Origin of the sequence: Blautia faecis (genome assembly GCF_020554845.1) — a bacterium.
In the GTDB taxonomy this organism is placed as follows: Bacteria; Bacillota; Clostridia; order Lachnospirales; family Lachnospiraceae; genus Blautia_A; species Blautia_A faecis.
The window spans coordinates 21,890-40,019 of record NZ_JAJCIA010000005.1 but is presented as its reverse complement, the minus strand read 5'-3'; the positions used below and the strand labels follow the sequence as shown (position 1 = coordinate 40,019).

General features: G+C 42.5%; 18 protein-coding genes and 1 CRISPR repeat array. Of the genes, 15 read left to right on the top strand and 3 right to left on the bottom strand.

Annotation, left to right across the window (positions count from 1 at the left end):
• Position 1: 1 nt before the first annotated feature.
• From cas2 to LIZ66_RS03870, 3 genes are all read left to right on the top strand, one after another.
• Positions 2–292 carry a CRISPR-associated endonuclease Cas2 gene (gene cas2 / locus LIZ66_RS03880; RefSeq protein ID WP_227200231.1) on the top strand — a complete coding sequence of 97 codons (291 nt, stop codon included), beginning with the start codon at positions 2–4 and terminating at the stop codon, positions 290–292.
• 175 nt (positions 293–467) lie between these two features.
• A CRISPR array of direct repeats spans positions 468–1,358; the repeat unit is 32 nt; unit sequence GTAGCCTCTCGCAGAGAGGCGTGAATTGAAAT.
• A 126-nt stretch (positions 1,359–1,484) separates the two neighbouring features.
• Positions 1,485–1,844 carry an MGMT family protein gene (locus LIZ66_RS03875; RefSeq protein WP_207739503.1) on the top strand — a complete coding sequence of 120 codons (360 nt, stop codon included), beginning with the start codon at positions 1,485–1,487 and terminating at the stop codon, positions 1,842–1,844.
• A 219-nt stretch (positions 1,845–2,063) separates the two neighbouring features.
• Positions 2,064–3,404, top strand: coding sequence for a phospholipase D-like domain-containing protein (locus tag LIZ66_RS03870; protein WP_227200229.1), 1,341 nt, complete (start codon positions 2,064–2,066; stop codon positions 3,402–3,404).
• A gap of 490 nt (positions 3,405–3,894) precedes the next feature.
• Here the strand turns inward: LIZ66_RS03870 and LIZ66_RS18985 are convergent, their stop codons facing one another.
• On the bottom strand, positions 3,895–4,059 hold the full coding sequence (locus tag LIZ66_RS18985; RefSeq protein WP_408611491.1) for a DUF6783 domain-containing protein: 165 nt from the start codon (positions 4,057–4,059) through the stop codon (positions 3,895–3,897).
• 177 nt (positions 4,060–4,236) lie between these two features.
• On the opposite strand from LIZ66_RS18985, the gene mgtE reads away from it, so the two are divergent.
• Positions 4,237–5,631: a magnesium transporter gene (mgtE, locus tag LIZ66_RS03865; protein WP_227200227.1), complete on the top strand. Its 1,395-nt coding sequence runs from the start codon at positions 4,237–4,239 to the stop codon at positions 5,629–5,631.
• A 210-nt stretch (positions 5,632–5,841) separates the two neighbouring features.
• A complete protein-coding gene (locus tag LIZ66_RS03860; protein ID WP_330386374.1) occupies positions 5,842–6,141 on the top strand; it encodes a polysaccharide biosynthesis C-terminal domain-containing protein in 300 nt (99 codons plus the stop codon).
• On the opposite strand, the gene LIZ66_RS03855 is transcribed toward LIZ66_RS03860, so the two are convergent.
• A complete protein-coding gene (locus tag LIZ66_RS03855; protein WP_173736035.1) occupies positions 6,138–7,190 on the bottom strand; it encodes an AraC family transcriptional regulator in 1,053 nt (350 codons plus the stop codon). The genes LIZ66_RS03860 and LIZ66_RS03855 overlap by 4 nt on opposite strands.
• 186 nt (positions 7,191–7,376) lie before the next feature.
• Here LIZ66_RS03855 and LIZ66_RS03850 point away from each other — a divergent pair, with 186 nt between their 5' ends.
• The 4 genes from LIZ66_RS03850 (at position 7,377) to LIZ66_RS03835 (ending at position 12,242) form a co-directional block, all read left to right on the top strand.
• Positions 7,377–8,879 carry a sugar ABC transporter ATP-binding protein gene (locus tag LIZ66_RS03850; RefSeq protein WP_173736034.1) on the top strand — a complete coding sequence of 501 codons (1,503 nt, stop codon included), beginning with the start codon at positions 7,377–7,379 and terminating at the stop codon, positions 8,877–8,879.
• A 16-nt stretch (positions 8,880–8,895) separates the two neighbouring features.
• Entirely contained in the window at positions 8,896–9,879 is a 984-nt protein-coding gene (locus LIZ66_RS03845) for an ABC transporter permease (RefSeq protein WP_226837343.1), read from the top strand.
• Positions 9,880–9,966: 87 nt separating this feature from the next.
• A complete protein-coding gene (locus tag LIZ66_RS03840) occupies positions 9,967–11,112 on the top strand; it encodes a type 1 periplasmic-binding domain-containing protein (RefSeq protein WP_173736033.1) in 1,146 nt (381 codons plus the stop codon).
• 137 nt (positions 11,113–11,249) lie between these two features.
• Positions 11,250–12,242 carry an ABC transporter permease gene (locus LIZ66_RS03835; protein ID WP_173717889.1) on the top strand — a complete coding sequence of 331 codons (993 nt, stop codon included), beginning with the start codon at positions 11,250–11,252 and terminating at the stop codon, positions 12,240–12,242.
• Here the strand turns inward: LIZ66_RS03835 and LIZ66_RS18975 are convergent.
• On the bottom strand, positions 12,185–12,376 hold the full coding sequence (locus tag LIZ66_RS18975; protein WP_306467780.1) for a DUF6783 domain-containing protein: 192 nt from the start codon (positions 12,374–12,376) through the stop codon (positions 12,185–12,187). The genes LIZ66_RS03835 and LIZ66_RS18975 overlap by 58 nt on opposite strands.
• Between LIZ66_RS18975 and LIZ66_RS18970 the strand changes: the two genes are divergently transcribed.
• The 6 genes from LIZ66_RS18970 (at position 12,296) to hisC (ending at position 18,023) form a co-directional block, all read left to right on the top strand.
• Positions 12,296–12,505, top strand: a complete 210-nt coding sequence (locus LIZ66_RS18970; protein WP_308768373.1) for a DUF6783 domain-containing protein — start codon at positions 12,296–12,298, stop codon at positions 12,503–12,505. The two genes, LIZ66_RS18975 and LIZ66_RS18970, sit on opposite strands and share 81 nt — an antisense overlap.
• Complete coding sequence (locus tag LIZ66_RS03830; protein WP_202017071.1) at positions 12,493–14,052, top strand: alpha-L-rhamnosidase-related protein; 1,560 nt, start codon at positions 12,493–12,495, stop codon at positions 14,050–14,052. The genes LIZ66_RS18970 and LIZ66_RS03830 overlap by 13 nt, the downstream gene beginning before the upstream one ends.
• Entirely contained in the window at positions 14,052–15,809 is a 1,758-nt protein-coding gene (locus tag LIZ66_RS03825) for a glycoside hydrolase family 3 protein (protein WP_173717890.1), read from the top strand. The genes LIZ66_RS03830 and LIZ66_RS03825 overlap by 1 nt, the downstream gene beginning before the upstream one ends.
• 50 nt (positions 15,810–15,859) lie before the next feature.
• Positions 15,860–16,495, top strand: a complete 636-nt coding sequence (gene pgmB, locus LIZ66_RS03820) for a beta-phosphoglucomutase (RefSeq protein WP_173717891.1) — start codon at positions 15,860–15,862, stop codon at positions 16,493–16,495.
• Between the two features lie 2 nt (positions 16,496–16,497).
• A complete protein-coding gene (locus LIZ66_RS03815; protein ID WP_173717892.1) occupies positions 16,498–16,662 on the top strand; it encodes a hypothetical protein in 165 nt (54 codons plus the stop codon).
• A 296-nt stretch (positions 16,663–16,958) separates the two neighbouring features.
• On the top strand, positions 16,959–18,023 hold the full coding sequence (hisC, locus tag LIZ66_RS03810) for a histidinol-phosphate transaminase (RefSeq protein ID WP_173736032.1): 1,065 nt from the start codon (positions 16,959–16,961) through the stop codon (positions 18,021–18,023).
• The last annotated feature ends 107 nt before the right edge of the window (positions 18,024–18,130 follow it).

The following is an 18,130-nucleotide window of genomic DNA, read 5'->3' as shown; positions in this document are numbered from 1 at the left end:
AATGCTTGTTGTAATAACGTATGATGTAAATACAATGACTGTTGCAGGTGAAAAAAGACTTCGAAGAGTAGCAAAATTGTGCGAGCGGTATGGTGTGAGAGTGCAAAATTCTGTTTTTGAGGTTTTGGTAGATGCAACTCAGCTTACAGCTTTGAAACATGAGTTAAGCAAAGAAATAAATGAAGATGTGGATTCGATTCGATTTTATAGACTAGGGAATTCATATCAGAACAAAATCGATTCTATGGGAAAAAAACTGAAAGTTGAAGCTGGGGAGCCGTTGCTATTCTAAGAACTTGCGCGTATATATCCCATACATAAAACTTCGGGAGACTGGCGCAATATAAAATTATATAAATGTAAAGAACTTTGCTGTTTAATTAGAGAATAATTGAATGAATATAACAAAGTAAACTAATTAAACAAAAATTAAGCTGAAATACAGCTATATATTGTCTGTTTTTGCTGTAGCCTCTCGCAGAGAGGCGTGAATTGAAATATTATGCCAGATTTTAGCATATCGGTCGGCAAGAGTAGCCTCTCGCAGAGAGGCGTGAATTGAAATAAGAACTGCAACAGTGCCAGAAATAAATCTATGTAGCCTCTCGCAGAGAGGCGTGAATTGAAATATCCATCTATAGAATGGTATGAACAACGCCACCAGGGTAGCCTCTCGCAGAGAGGCGTGAATTGAAATCTAAATCAGATTATCAGTAGCAACATGACAATCTGTAGCCTCTCGCAGAGAGGCGTGAATTGAAATATGACAAAAGATGAAATCAAGCAATCAGTGAAAAGTAGCCTCTCGCAGAGAGGCGTGAATTGAAATCAAGGACGCAGAGTGCCGGGAAGAGCGCGATCTTGGTAGCCTCTCGCAGAGAGGCGTGAATTGAAATAGCGAAGAGCGGAAACCAACACAGGTTTGGAACGTAGCCTCTCGCAGAGAGGCGTGAATTGAAATAATAAACACGACCAGGAGGATATATATGCAGAAAGTAGCCTCTCGCAGAGAGGCGTGAATTGAAATGTGTAGAAAACAAATTCAAGCAGATGCACAGAAATGTAGCCTCTCGCAGAGAGGCGTGAATTGAAATAGAGCTTGAGACCCGAAGAACAGAAGCAAAGTTGTAGCCTCTCGCAGAGAGGCGTGAATTGAAATACATTGAAAGTGAAGCAGTAATCTCCGTTAAGGTAGCCTCTCGCAGAGAGGCGTGAATTGAAATAACGAACAGGGTGACACATATGGATATTCTTACCGTAGCCTCTTGCAGAGAGACGTGAATTGAAATAAATCTAGGCTTGTCAGGTCTCTGCAGCCATAGAACAGCAGCCTCTCGCAGAGAGGCGCGAATTGAAATGGTTCCGATAGTGATGTTGATGGAAACGGAATTGTAGCCTCGCTTAGAGAGAAATTTGAAATGTGCGTTAGCAGTTGTAATACTACACAGCAAAATAGAAATGAATAAAAGTAGGTGACAAAAGTTATGATTGATGATCCCTTTTCAGATTTACTGAAAACAAACAAGCGCAAAGAAAATATCTCCAAATTAAACGATGATCTTGCCTATGAGATTCTTTCCGTGGTGGAGGAAATTCCGGCGGGGAGAGTGGCAACCTATGGACAGATCGCGAAGCTGATCGGGCGGGAGAAGAATTCCAGATTGGTGGCGGGAGTGTTGTCACATGCAGAGAACTATGGGAAGTTTCCCTGCCATCGGGTGGTGAACCATATGGGGAGGCTGGCACCGGGGTGGACAGAGCAGGAGTGGCTGCTGAAAGAGGAAGGAGTTACTCTGAAAGAAAATGGTTGTGTAGATTTAAAAAAATATTTGTGGGAATGTTGATTTTAGAAAGGGTGTATAACGATAAAGAAAAATCTAAAACGAATACGGAATATATTTTTATGGTTTTTACTTATTGTAGTACTGGTAAATGTTTTTGCACCGCTGTATTGCAGGAAGCCAGATGAAAAATTTACGGAAACGCTGAAACAGACAGAATTTACTTCCGATACGTCAGGGGGCGAACGGATCCGCTGTATTGATGACAATGAAGAGGCACTTTTGTGGCGTCTGCGGATGATTGGAGCGGCGAAGAAGAGTATTGTACTGGCAACCTTTGATCTGCGGGCAGATGAAAGCGGAACAGATCTTCTTGCAGCATTGGATCAAGCTGCCAAAAGAGGTGTGGAAATCAAACTGTTGATTGATGGTATTTACCAGCAGCTTTTCTTGAATGGAAGTAAAGACTTTCAGGCGTTGGCAGCGAGGGAGAATGTAGTTGTTGGTGTTTACAATCCGGTGACTCCAGCAGGCTTATTTAAGCTGAATTACCGTATGCACGATAAATATGTGATCGTGGATGACGAAATGTATCTACTGGGTGGACGCAACAGCAATGATATTTTCCTTGGAGATTATACCACGGATATCAATGTGGACAGGGATATTCTGGTGTGGGATATCACAAAGGGCGAGGGAGAATCTCTGCAGGAACTGGAAACGTATTTCCGGCAGATATGGAATGAGGACTGCGTGCAAATAAAGGGTGGAAGAAAAAAGAATAGTTCAGATATTTCTGTGTCAGAAGAAGCATCGGATGACAGTGAGGGTGCAGAAAGCAATTCAAAAAACTCAAATATTGTGAATGGAATACCGAATGTTGAAAATGAAATTACAGACGAGACACAGGAAAAACTTTCAAAGTACGAAAAACAGTACCAGTCTTTAGAAATGCGTTACGCTTCCCTGAAAGAAAAATACACCGATATTGAAGATTACAGCTCCTGGCAGGAGGATACCATTCCGGCAAATAAAATTACGCTTGTCAACAACGGAACCCATGCAGGTCCCAAAACGCCCCTGGTACTTCAGACAATCCGCTATCTGGCGCAGAACGCAGAAAATGTAACGATCCAGACCCCATATGTGATCTGCAACGGATACATGTACGACACTTTAAATGAAATCGCGTCCCATGCCCAGTTAAAGATCATTCTTAACGCAGTAGAGAAAGGCTCCAACCCCTGGGGCTGTACCGACTACCTGAATCAGAAAAAGAAAATCCTGAATACCGGTGCCGATGTATATGAGCTGATGAACGAGGTTCCAGTTCACACCAAAGCAGTCCTGCTTGACGACCGACTCTCTGTCGTCGGATCCTATAACCTGGACATGAGAAGTACTTATCTGGATACGGAATTAATGCTTGTTATCGACAGCAAAGAACTGAATCAGCAGATTCAGTCCACGGAAGGTACTTACATAGAAAAAAGTAAAGAAGTTCTGTCAAACGGACAGGAGACCGAAGGGGCACAGTACGAAACGAAAGTGCTGAACTGGCAGAAAAAACTTTTCTATGGAGTTCTGCGGATTATAATCAGACCATTGCGCCAGCTGTTATAAGTATTATATTTCTTGAAGTAAAAACGGTGAAATACAGCAAAGAAGTTACTATTGTTATAAAAAAACAATACAAGAAAAAGGACTTAAGGGGCGTAACTGTCATATAAAAACTATAATAGTACGATTAAAATCTGTTAATATCTTCACTTGCTGTTCCTTGAATCCACATAAAACCACACAGGTTTTTCCAGTATTGTAAAGAAACGGAAAGAAAAAGGAAAAAAGCCAGTGAAAAATCAAATAAATAGTAAATTAGGAATTGATTTTTTTTATAAAAGCAGTTAGAATGACCTGTGGGAACAAAAATAGTTCCCCAAAATTAGAAAATAAAGGCAGGTGAACAGAATGGATAGTTGCGATTCTCATGGGCGAAGTAGTTGCATAGGATGGAAAAACGAAATGACAGATGAGCATCGCGCACATTCTGTTCTTCTTTTCATGTAAAAGGCGCATTGCGCTTAAGAACACTGTTTCATTTCTTTTTTCTATCCTATGAGTTCTTCAGAAGAATCCAATATTCCCTAGAACCTGTTTGAAAAAGCATTCCCGCAATCTGCACGCTCCACTTTGCAGTATATTTTACCCGAATTCGGTTGCCGCAGCTCGCTATGGTGTTCTCATCCGGGCAAAATCCCCCACAAATTGTGACGTACATCTTGCAGAAAACCTTTTTCAAACACGCTCAAAGAACAGAAAAGCTACACGCTAGAATTCTGTTTAAATACGGATTTTACTGTCCGTAAAAACGGACTTTGTATAAGTCTGTCAAAAATACATAAGATAAACACCTGGAAATGGTGAACTGTCTTATTGTCAGATTGGAGAAAGTAGGATGGAGAAAAGAGTGCAGGACTACACCCAGGATATTCTGGCTGTAGTAAGAAGTAATACCTCTCCGGCAGCTATGAGCGATAAGCTGGGAGATTTTCATGCCAATGACATTGCAGATGCAATGCCGAGGCTGACTGTTCAGGAACGCTGCAAACTGTACCGTATTCTGGACCTGAATATGCTGTCCGATGTTTTTGAGTATACGGACTCAGATAATGCAGCAGAATATGTGAAAGAGATGGATGTGAAAAAAGGTGCAGCCATTCTTTCACGTATGGAGACCGATGCCCTTGTGGAAGTTCTTCATAAGATTGATAAAGCCAAAAAGAAATTGCTGTTCGAATTAATGGACGATGATGTCCGCCACGATATTGAGATGATTGCTTCCTTTGATGAGGATGAAATCGGTAGCCGCATGACGACCAATTGCATTATCATTCGTGAGAACCTGACTGTGAAGCAGGCTATGAACAGCCTTGTAGAACAGGCTGCTAAGAACGATAATATTTCCACAATCTTTGTGGTAACCGAGTCACAGAAATTTTACGGAGCCATTGATCTGAAAGACCTGATCATTGCAAGACAGGATAAATCCCTGGAAGATCTGGTGGCAACCTCTTACCCATATGTATATGCCGAAGAGGATATTGACGACTGTATCGAAGAACTGAAAGCGTATTCCGAGGATTCCATCCCCGTGCTGGATAATGACAACCGCCTTTTAGGTGTTATCACATCTTCCAATATCATCGACCTGGTTGATGATGAAATGGGAGAGGATTACGCCATGCTGGCAGGTCTTACCGCAGAGGAAGATCTGAAGGAACCGCTGAAAGAGAGTATGAAGAAACGTATGCCATGGCTGATCGTTCTTCTTGGTCTTGGAATGGTTGTATCCTCTGTAGTTGGTGTCTTTGAGAACGTAGTTACCCATCTTCCCATCATCATGGCCTTCCAGTCCCTTATATTGGATATGGCCGGAAACGTCGGTACGCAGTCCCTGGCTGTTACCATCCGTGTCCTGATGGATGAGTCCCTCACCGGCAAGCAGAAGCTGGAACTTGTATTTAAAGAAATGCGGATTGGTCTTTGCAATGGTGCGTTGCTTGGTATATTGTCCTTTGTACTCATTGGACTTTACATTTACTTATTTAAAGGAAAGACTTTGGTATTTGCATACGCCGTATCCGGCTGCATCGGAGTCGCCCTGCTCCTTGCAATGCTGATCTCCAGTGCCGTAGGTACCTGTATCCCTCTGTTTTTCAAAAAAGTAGGTGTAGACCCCGCCGTAGCCTCTGGTCCATTGATCACCACCGTCAACGACCTTGTTGCTGTTGTGACATATTATGGACTTGGATGGGTATTCCTCATCGGAATACTGCATCTGGCAGGTTAATAAGATTGTATATTGAAAGCTCTTTGGGAAGTTAATAAAAATTCCTAGGGGGCTTTTCTTATTGCTATTTAATTGGTTGGTCGTTATCCCGGACGCGATTTCACAATGTATATTTACCGCCGCGCGTCGCAACGTTCCGGCAAGCTAATGACTAACCTTTTACTGCACAAGTCAAAAAGTGCGTTCAAGTGTTTTTTAGAGAAACAAAAAATGAAACGAATCGACTTTGAAATAGGAATCTGCTTCCCGCTGATCCTAGACTCACTATTCATTTTTGTGTTTGGATTTGGTATCCGGGGAGCTGCCATTGCAACTGTAATCTCCCAGTTTTTATCCGCAGCCTATGTACTTCTTTTCCTTGAGAAAAAGGCAGAAATGAAGGCACGGCTCCTGAAGAAAAAAGAACTTTCAGGATGCATGGAGAATGCAAAAAATATTATCAGCCTGGGTACTGCAGGCGTTATCATGCTGCTGACGGTGCTGCCAGAGCTGAAAAGAATGGAAAATTAAAACAACCGATTTTTGGCCTCCTGTTTTCGATAAGCAGAAGGCGTCATCCCAGTATGTTTTTTAAACTGGCGGATATAATGTTCTGTGGTATCATATCCGATTGCTTCCGCAATATTTGCCACAGTCATAGTTGTATTCGCCAGGAAATCCTGGGACCGTTCGATTCGAACGGTACGGACCACTTCTGTATAGGTCATTCCCATCAGATCTTTAATTAAACGGGAAGTGTATTCATTGGAATAATGAAAACGCTTTGCCACAGTCGAAAGTGTCACATCTCTGTAATTATCCTGGATATACTGAATAATCGCATAACGCTGCACATCAATCTTGCTGTTGAAAAGAGGCATCTGCACAGATTCCGAGTAATTTCGTACCAATAGATAGAAATCCAGAAGCAGTACATTGGTAATGCACTGATAAGAGTATTCCTGTTTATTCATACTTTCCCATAACATCCAGCAAAAAGATTCCCGGATGTAAGAATCCATTCCTGAATGAAAAAGAATATAATCATTTGCTCTTTTTGCATAAATATTATTCAAAAAGAAAGAAGAGAGCTTATTTGGCGTATTCAAAAAATTATAAAACATACTATGCAGAGTGTTGCGGCGGAGCATGATGTTGATAATAATACTATCATCATAAACAGAAATAGAGTGCTCTACAGAAGGGGGGATTACGCAGAAATCTCCTGTTTTCATGGAAATGGTCTGTCCGGAAATCTCCTGTGTACACTTCCCGTCGTAAACATATACCAGCTCAAAAAATGTGTGGGAGTGAATCAGCGCCGGGCTATAGCGGTTATGCTTCTGTACCACAATGCTATCTTTGTCCGCCATATCAAAAAAGAAAGAGTCTTTAAATTCCGGTGGAATGGTTTCTTTCACTTCCGGAATCAGTAAGTGGCGGCGGATCACCTCCTGAATATCCTGTTTTGCGATATAAGCATAAATCTGCCCGGCTTCCCGGGCTTCATACTGTTCTTTATAAAACAATTCTTCATCATTAAACTGATAAATCTGATGTCTCAGTTCTTCAACATCCATAAAAATCCCCCTTTTACAAAATCTATTCACACAATCCAAAATATTAAAATAAAGCTATTTATATGATGTATTTTAACATCTTAGATCAAATACATCAATAAAACTGAGCTAAATTGTGAATTTGAAATTTTAGGGGGAAGAATATAATAATCTCATAAACAGTTTTCAAGTGAACGGAGGGTAAACATGAGTGAACCGATTCTTGAAATGAAAAATATTTCCAAGAATTTTGGAAGCGTAATAGCACTGAAAAATGTAGATCTGGAGGTATATCCAGGGGAAATAAGAGGTTTGATCGGTGAAAATGGTTCTGGAAAGTCTACCATATCTTCTATTGCAGCTGGCATGCAGAAAGCCACCAGTGGAAGAATGACTTTCAAAAAGCAGAGCTGGGAACCAGCGAGTATGATAGATGCGCTACAAAATGGAATCGGAATGGTTGTGCAGGAGAGCGGAACCATTTCGGGGGTAACCGTTGCAGAAAATATTTTTCTGGCAGAGCTTTCCCAGTTTCGGAACAAGCTGGGGATGATCAATAAAAAGGCAATGAACCAGAAAGCGACAGAGGCAATGAGAGCCATTGGAGTAGAACATGTAATCGGCGATATGCCTATTGATTCACTGGATTTTCAGACCAGAAAGCTGGTAGAAATCGCTAAGGTTATGCTGAAAAATCCAGACATTCTGGTAATTGATGAGACAAGCACAGCACTTTCACAGGATGGACGTGAGATCATGTATTCCTTGATCCGAAAGCTGCGGGACAGTGGAAAAGCAATAATCTTTATTTCCCATGACCTGGAAGAGATTATGGAAGTTTGTGATACACTCACTGTTCTCCGTGATGGAAACCTGATCCGTACGTTTAAAAAAGAAGAATTCAATGCGGATGAAATCCGTACAAGTATGATCGGCCGCGAGCTTCAGGGAGATTATTACAGAAGTGATTTTACCCCAAGCAGCCAGAAAGAAGCTGCCATAACAGCCACTAATCTGAAGTACAAAGAGGAGTTAAAATCTGTAAGCATTACTTTGAAAAAAGGCGAAATCTTAGGCATTGGCGGACTTGCCGCCTGCGGAATGCACACTTTGGGAAAAGCCATGTTCGGCGCACTTGCCCTGGAAGAGGGAGAAGTAACCACTTACGATGGAACGAAGATCAACAGTCCCCACATCGCAGTTGCAAACAAGATTGGTTATGTGTCAAAGGACAGGGATGTGGAATCCCTTTGCCTGTCCGCAAGTATCCAGGACAACATTGCAGTTGGCGGAATGGAAAAATATGCCGTAAACGGATTCCTTATAACAAATAAAAAGGAAAAAGAATATGTGGCAAAACAGATAAAAGATCTTTCTATTAAATGTTCTGATGGCGACCAGCTGACAAGCCAGCTGTCCGGTGGAAATAAGCAGAAGGTTGTATTTGGAAAATGGATCGGCTGTGGAAGTGAGATCCTGATCCTGGATTGCCCCACCAGAGGTGTTGACATTGGCGTCAAACAGTCCATGTATCAGCTGATGATGGAGCTGAAAAAAGAGGGAAAAGCAATCCTGCTGATCAGCGAGGAGCTTCCGGAACTGCTGGGAATGAGCGACAGGCTTCTGATTATGAAAGACGGAAGCATTACCGGTGAATTTATGCGAAGTGAAAGCCTGACAGACGCAGATGTAATTGGATATATGATTTAAGGGGGAACATCAGATTATGAAAAATAATATGAATAAATATAAAGCAGCCCAAACTGCGATAAAGGTTCTTCCATTTGCGGCTCTGGTGCTTTTATTCGGAATCTTCCTGGCAGTAGTCAGTGCAAAAGGCTATCGGCTGGATATGTATCTGCAGATTGTTTTTAACGAAGGTGTTGTGTTGGCGGTGGTTGCTACAGGAGCAATTTTCATTTACACATTGGGAACTTTTGATATCAGTCTTGGCGCTGCAACCTTGTTTTCTGCAACCATGGGTGTGGTTACTTACAATACTACACAGAATGTGGTGTTAATGATCCTGGCAATCTTTGTAAGCGGAGTTGCATGTTCCCTTGTAAATTCCCTGCTGGCTTCGGTATTTCATATTCCAGCATTTGTTACTACAGTTGCCATGATGTCTGTGCTTTCTGCGATTGCCTCACAGATCATTACCACAAAGGGTGGTGCACTTGGCGGGATCAGTATTCCGGGAGTAGTGGTAAAGCCGTTTGACAATATAGTTTTTAAAATCGTAGTATTGGCAGTCTTCTTTATTATCAGTTATTTTGTTTTCAATCTTACAAAAGTGGGAAGAAGGCAGAAATTTATCGGAGGAAATCCGGTGTGCGCAGCTCTTACCGGAATTGAATCCAACAAATATACCATTATTGCTTTCGTAATGGCAGGCCTGGGCGTAGGGCTTGGAGCGTTTCTTACTCTGGTTTATACACCATCTGTAACAACCACTACGGCCTCCAGCATTGGTATGAATATTTTTATTGCAATTGTATTTGGCGGAATGCCTATTTCAGGCGGAGCACGTTCCAGAATTTATGCGGCACTGGTTGGCGGTTTTTCCTTTATCCTGCTCAATGACATTCTGGAGCTGGTGATTGACGGAAGTGCGGCTTATGGAATCACCCAGGTGATCAGTGCAGTATTTTTCCTGATCGTTGTATATGTAACAAGCATGAATTATAAGACAAATATACTTCCAAGATAATGGAGAATAAGAAATAACTGTCCGATATATGGGATTTTTAATGGTGAATTAGCGTATAACGCTGCAAATAAAAAGGAGGAAATTCTAATGAAACGAACAATGAAAAAAATGGTAAGCATGGCATTAACAGGAACTATGGCTGTAGCAGTTCTTGCAGGAGCAGGAACAAGTGAAGTAAAGGCTGCTGACAAGGCAAAGATTGGTGTGCTGGTTGCAGACGTAAGTGGCGAGGAAGCACAGGGCTTCCGTTCTTATTATGAGAATTATATCGCTGGTAACTATGACGTAGAATTTAACTACACAGATGCGCTGCAAAGTGCAGAAGATGAGAAAACAGCAATTGAGAAGTTTGCTTCCCAGGGGTGTCAGGCAATCATCTCTTTTTCCAGCAACGATCGTGTACAGCAGATTGAGACTTGTGAAAAATACGGAGTTTACTATGCGGTAGCTTCCGGTGTGCTGGATGACGCACAGTATGAAACTTACAAAACTTATGAATATTTTGCTGGTCAGGTAGGACCTGGAAATGATACAGAGTTTGAAGCTGGAAAAGATATGGGAGCTTACTACAAAGAGCAGGGTGTTTCCAAAGTAGCAATCTATGGAGCTTTTATTCCGAACCCAATGCATGTTTACCGTGTTGCTGGTGTCCTTAACGGACTGGGTTGCACCTATGGCGGAGAAAGCGATATGAACGCTATCGCTGGACAGATTTTCCAGGATCAGACAGTTGATTTATCTAAAGTAGAAGGCGATGTAGAGGTTGTTTCCTATCTTCAGGGATATGGTGACACCACAACGGATGAGTTAAACGCAGCAATCCAGAAAACACCGGATGCATTTATTTCCGTAGGTATGGCAACCACATTCTTTGCACAGTCCTTAAGTGAGGCAGGAATCTCCTTCTCAGATATTGATTCCTTTACTGAGACAAACGGAAATTCTATGAAAAATGGTACCCTTACTTATCTTGCTGGAAAATATTCTTCTTCTATCGGACCAGTTTTTGCACTGGTAATGAATGCAATCAATGGAAATGTGATCAGAGACGAGGACGGAAACGCTCCATCTATCAGCCAGGGATATCTGGTAGCAACTGACAGCGACACATTTGATAAATACTCTGTTTCTGACAGTGGTGATGCACCAATCTATGACAAAGAAACTCTGGACAGTATTATTGGCGATAACGTTACATTTGAGGATGTAAAAACATTAGTAGAATCTAAGTAATTGTTTTGCAGGTAACTGTGAAGACATTAAACAGTTACGAATTTAAATAACTGGAAATTAATTTATGAAAGCTCTGACCGATAACCCTGGATGCCCATATCCAGGAAATCGGACAGGCTGGATGGAGGCTGGAATTTATGAGCACCCCTAAGAAAATAGCGGGAACATTTACGATCCCTGTACTGACCTTACTTATTTTGGAAGTGATCTGTCTGTCACATGGAGAAAACATCATAACAAATCAGAAGGGCTTTGATAATTTTGTGGTCTATACTGCAATTGTTATGATTACAACAATTGCCCTGTCCATTAACCTGAACAGTGGAAGATTTGATTTTTCACTTGGAGCCATGGCTTCTCTGTCTGCTGTAGTGGGAGCGAAGATAAGCTATGCAGTATTAGGCGGCGGCTCAGGAAGTGCAGCACTTATGCTGGTAATCACTATTGCGGCCGGCGCTGTGCTGGGAATGGTATCTGGTCTTATTTATGTGACTCTCAGGATTCCGCCCATCATAACATCTTTGGGTGTAACCCTGATCTATGAAGGTGTTTTGTACACCATTACAAGCGGAAAATATGTAATGACAGAGGTACAGAATTCTTCCATGTCAGGCTTTGTAGGAACCTGGATTTATGCGGCGATTATTATTGCTGTGGTACTGGTCCTTTCCATTCTTCTGTTTGATTATACAAGGTTTGGTTATGACTATAATGCATTGAAAAATGGGCAGAAGGTAGCAGTAAATACAGGAATCAAAGAGATTCCAAATGCCATTGGCTGTTATGGGATCTGCGGTGCGCTGATGGGAATTGTTGGATTTTTGAATGCGGCAAGAAGTACGACCATCAATGGAGGCCAGCTGAACTTTGGCTCTATTTCCATTATGTTTACAGCATTTTTGCCAATGTTTATTGGTTCTTACATAAGCAGGTATAGCAATGAGAAACTTGGATTTTTGCTGGCTGCGGTTTGCATGTCTTTGCTGAATTCCACATTTGCAGTTCTCTCAAATGTGGTGACCGCTTCCATGCAGTCTATTATCAATGCAGTATTGCTGATGGCATTCCTGATTTATCTGAATAATGAAAAATTACTGGTAAGAATTTTCACGGGAAAAATCAGACAATAACTTGAGCCTGTTTGAAAAATCATTCCTGCAATCTGCACGCCCCACTTTGCGGTATATTTCACCCGAATTCGGTTGTCGTAGCCCGCTACGACGCCCTCATCCGGGCAAAATCTCCCACAAATTGTGACGCACATCTTGCAGAAAGCCTTTTTCAAACACGCTCTGAGATTGCAGCGGCCCTGCCGGAAAACTCCGTAGGGTCGCATTTTTATAACAATTTTGACAAAATTCTATGTGACAAGAGGTTTTTATGGCTGAAATGAAAAATCAGAAATTGTTGAATAAAGCATTAAATCTGCTTCCGGATCTGGTTGAGACAAAAGTAGATGCAGTGCAGACAGTAGAACTTTATAAAAATGATAACAGTATTGTCATTGAGCAGGCAGTTGATTACAGAAAGAGAGTTTTGAAAAAGGGAAGCCGGGTATGCCTGGATTTTGGAAATCATCAGGTTGGGTATCTGACTTTAAATCTGAATTACAGGGGGAGTCATCCAGACGCGCCTGTGTGGCTGAAGCTTCACTTTGCAGAAAATGCGACGGAGCTTTTTGAAGATGGAAAAAGCTATCAGGGCTGGATCTGTTCTTCTTGGATCGAAGAGGAACAGCTCCATGTGGATGTGGTTCCTTCCCAGCTGCGCCTGCCAAGGAGATATGCGTTCAGGTATGTGATGATCGAGGTTCTGGATATTAGTTCCAAGTTTGATCTTGTTGTGGAAGATGCTTTTTGTACCGCTGTTTCTTCTGCGAAAGACCAGGAGCTTTCCGCATTTAAGGCGCAGAATCATAAGCTGGCAAAAATGGATCAGATCGCATGCAGAACCCTTCACAATTGTATGCAGCAGGTGTTTGAGGACGGTCCGAAGAGAGACCGCAGACTGTGGATGGGAGATCTTCGTATCCAGGCACTGACCAATTATGAAACTTATAACAATAATGATATGGTGAAAGCCTGCCTGTATCTGTTTGCAGCACTTCCTATGGAAAAAGGAAGGATGGGGGCGTGCTTGTTTCTTTCCCCGGAACCGGAAGTGGATGATACCCAGATGTTTGATTATTCCCTGTTTTTCATAAACACACTTTGGGACTATTACGAAGCTACAAAGGATAAGGAAACTTTGCAGGAGTTATGGCCTGTAGCATTAAGACAGATCGAACTGGCAGAAGAGCAGCTGGATGAGAAAATGTTGGTAGGAGATTCAGATGTGCTGGGCTGGTGCTTTGTGGATTGGAATCTGAATCTGAATAAACAGGCGTCTGCCCAGGGGATTTTTCTTTATGCGCTTAGTGCAGCTATCCGGATTGCCCAGGTGCTAGGAGATGTTATGACGGAGGAAAAACTGGCGGAGCTTTACTGTGAGTGCAGAAATGCGGCGAATTTATATCTCTGGGATGGAGAAAAACAATGCTACATCAGTGGAAAAGAAAGACAGGTTTCAGTTGCTTCCCAGGTGTGGATGATTTTGGGAGAGGCGATTGAAGACCAGGCAGCAGTAAATCTTCTGCGCAGGGTGGAGACCATTTCGGAAGCTGAAAAAATGGTGACGCCATACATGTATCACAATTATATTGCGGCGCTGCTTCTTGTGGGGGAGAAAAAAATGGCTCTGCAGAAAATGGAAGCATACTGGGGCGGCATGACCGATCTGGGAGCGGATACATTCTGGGAATTATATAATCCGGAAAACCCTTCAGAATCACCATATGGCGGCACCATCGTGAACAGCTACTGCCATGCCTGGAGCTGTGGCCCGGCGTATTTTCTTAGAAAGTATTTTACAGCAGACGGCTCATTGAAAGGGGAAAAATAATGACAGAGATCGATATGAAAGGAAATCCTTTTTTTCTGGATGAAGAAGGAGAAAATTGGGTTCTGGATACCTGGAAAAATATGAGTCTGGAGCAGAAATGCGGACAGGTATTTTGCCCCATGGGGTTCAACGGAGAGGAAGAAACGCTGAAGCATTTTACCCAGGATATTCAGGTGGGTGGTCTGATGTATCGTGCAGACAGCGCGGAAAATATTCAGGATATTTATAGAAAGCTGCAGGCGTTTTCCAATATTCCGCTGCTACTTGCGGCTAATACGGAAGCAGGCGGAGACGGACTTGCCTATGAGGGAACTTCCTTCGGAAAACCTATGGCAGTGGCGGCTACAGATGATCCGGAAAATGGATACCGAATGGGATATACCGCCTGCAAAGAGGGTGCAGCTTTGGGGCTGAACTGGTCTTTTGCGCCTATTGTGGATATTAATTATGATTTTCACAATCCCATTACCAATGTAAGAACTTTTGGAAGTGATCCAAAGAAGGTGCTGGATTTTGCCCTGGAATATATGAAGGGAGCAGATGAATGCGGTGTGGCTGTTGCTATCAAACATTTTCCAGGAGATGGGGTGGATGAAAGAGATCAGCATATTCTTACAAGTGTTAATTCTTTTTCTACAGAAAAATGGGATGAAACCTATGGATATGTTTATGGGAATCTGATAAAGAAAGGTGCGAAGACCGTGATGGTAGGGCATATTGCCCAGCCTGCTTATGTGAAGGCGCTCAATCCCCAGGCAACCAGGGAAGAGATGCTGCGTCCGGCTTCTTTATCCAAGGAGCTTCTTACTGGGCTTCTCAGAGGAAAGCTGGGATTTAACGGGCTGATCAGCACAGACGCAACACCTATGGTTGGGTTTACCGCAGCTATGAAGCGCAGCGAGGCGATTGTTCAGGCAATCAATGCAGGCTGTGACATGATTTTGTTCAACAAAAGTCTGGAAGAGGATTTTGGATATCTTCTGGCTGGTGCGAAAACTAGAAATTTGAGCATGGATAGACTGGATGAGGCAGTTCTCAGAATTCTGGCCACAAAAGCGTCACTGGGGCTTCATAAGAAGAAAGCGGAGGGCACTCTGGTTCCAGAAAAAGAGGCGTTGGAAATTGTGGGCTGTGAGAAGCACAAAAGCTGGGCGAAAAAGGTGGCAGACCAGGCAATAACTCTGGTAAGGGATGAGCAGGAACTGCTTCCAATTTCCCCTAAGAAATACAAGCGGGTTTATCTGAATGTAATCCAGAAAGATCTGGATCCAGAGAATGCTTTTGTGCAGTCATGGAAAGAGAAGTTTGAGCAGGAAGGCTTCCAGGTGACGGTCCGTGACCGCCGGGTATCTATCTCTATGGAAGATTTCGTGAATCCGGCAGGTATGACACCGGAAAAAGGAAAACTGATGCACGAAATGTACCGAAGTGTGGAGGAGATGAAGCAGGACTACGACTTGTATGTTTATATCTGTAACATGGAAAATGCTTCCAATAATACCACTCTTCGCTTGAATTGGAATGTGTGCTTCGGGCTTGGAGATGATGCACCCTGGTTTGCTCCGGAGATTCCGGCGCTGATGATTTCTACAGCTTATCCATTCCATCTGTTTGATGCACCGATGGTGAAAACTTACATTAATACATACAGTGGGAACCCGGAATTTATTCAGGCAGCAATGGATAAGATTATGGGACGCTCGGAATTTACAGGGGTAAGTCCGGCGGATCCTTTGTGTGGGAAAAATTATATTTAAGATGATTGCTGGCAGGTTTATTTGCAGTTGTTAACGGAATGGAGAAATATATGAAAGCTTTTATATTTGATTTAGATGGTGTTATTGTTTTCACTGACAAATTTCACTATCAGGCGTGGAAAAAGATGGCGGATGAAATGGGAATTTATTTTGATGAGACCATAAATAACCGTCTTCGCGGTGTGAGCAGATCGGAGAGCCTGGAAATTATTCTGGAGAGATATGAAGGACCGGCTCTTTCCAAGGAGAAAAAAGCAGAACTGATGGAGAGTAAGAACAATACTTACAGAGAGCTTCTGGCATCCATGACACCGGCTGATGTGACGGAAGATGTAAGAAGAACTCTTGCGGAATTACATAACAGGGGGTATAAGCTGGCACTTGGCTCTTCCAGTAAGAACGCAAAATTTATCCTGGAAAAGGTTCAACTGTTGGATGCATTTGATGCGATCTCCGATGGAACGAATATTACCAAGTCCAAACCGGATCCGGAAGTATTTTTGAGAGCAGCAGAGTTCCTTGGAGAAAAGCCTGAGGATTGTTATGTGGTGGAAGATGCTTATGCTGGAATTGACGCAGCGAAGAGCGCGGGAATGCAGGCTGTGGGAATTGGGATTGCAGCTGGATATGCGGCTGCTGATGTGAAGATTCAGAGTTTTGGAGAGCTCCTGACACTGGGAGCCTGAAAATGAATGAGAAAACCTCCAATTTTGGAAATGCTGATGTTTCCATAATTGGAGGTTTTTTGCTAAACCGCGTTTCCCAGTTTTTGAAAAAAAGCTGGTTTTTCCCACTTTTCGTCTATGATATTTGCAGAACAGGTGAAAAAACAATTATTGTCTTTGATTGGTGAAATGGCTACCGTTCCATGGCTGTTTTCCAAAAATACTTCTTTTGGAAACTTGGGCATTTTTGTTTCATGAATTCAATGCTTCTTTTACTCTTGAGAAAAAATACAATGGCTATCAATTATTAGTTTGTGATGGCTCAGATTTAAACATCGCTTGCAATCCCGAAGACAAAGATACCTAATTTGACAAACTCCAAGGAAAAAAGTAAAATACTAATAACTATGCAGAAACATGCATACTACAGATTTTTTCAAAAAGAAATTATAATAAAAATACGAAGAAGCGAGGATGGACCGAAATGAATACATGGGAAGCAAACATTCGTAAAGTAGTACCTTATACACCCGGCGAGCAGCCCAATCAGCCGGACATGATCAAGCTGAACACAAACGAGAACCCATATCCCCCTGCACCAGGCGTGGAGAAAGCATTACACGGGATTCAGCCAGATACCCTCCGCCTTTATCCGGACCCTACAGCTGGCGACCTGGTACACGCAATTGCCTGTAACTATGGGCTGAAAGACGAACAGGTTTTTGTAGGTGTTGGCTCAGATGATGTACTTGCCATGAGCTTCCTCACCTTCTTTAACTCAGATAAACCGATCCTTTTTCCAGATATCACCTATTCTTTCTATGACGTATGGGCGGATCTTTTCAGAATCCCATATGAATGTAAAGCTCTTGATGAGAACTTCTGTATCCGCAAAGAAGATTACTTCGGAGAAAACGGCGGAATTATTTTTCCGAACCCCAATGCACCTACAGGAGTGGAGCTGCCCCTCAGTGACATCGAGGAGATTCTCTTACACAACCGGGACGTCATTGTGATCGTAGATGAAGCATATGTAGATTTTGGAGCGAAATCAGCACTGGAGCTTATAGAGAAATATGACAATCTCCTGGTAGTCCAGACCTTCTCCAAATCCCGTTCCATGGCTGGAATGCGTATCGGCTTTGCATGCGGCAATCCACAGCTGATCAGATTTCTGAACGATGTAAAATATTCCTTCAATTCCTACACTATGGATCGTACCACTCTTGTAACCGGTGTGGCAGCTATCCAGGACAAGGCATATTTTACAGAAACCTGTGAGAAGATCATTGCTACCAGAGAATGGGCGAAGAAAGAACTGGCTGCTCTTGGTTTCACATTCCCGGATTCTAAGACCAACTTTATCTTTGCTTCTCACAAAAGCTGTCCGGCCAAAGAAATTTTTGAGGCCCTTCGTCAGGAGCATATTTATGTAAGATACTTCCCGAAGCCGAGGATTGACAATCATTTGCGGATCACTGTAGGGACTCAGGAAGAAATGGAGAAATTAATACATTTTCTGGAAAAATATCTAAAAAATCATAAATAAGTGAAAAATATCTGTTTGAACGAAAATTCTGTTCTGGTGATTTTTTAAATACACTCTGGAGCCTGTGTGAAAAATACTTCGGAACAGGAAGCTCAGAACGACAGGAG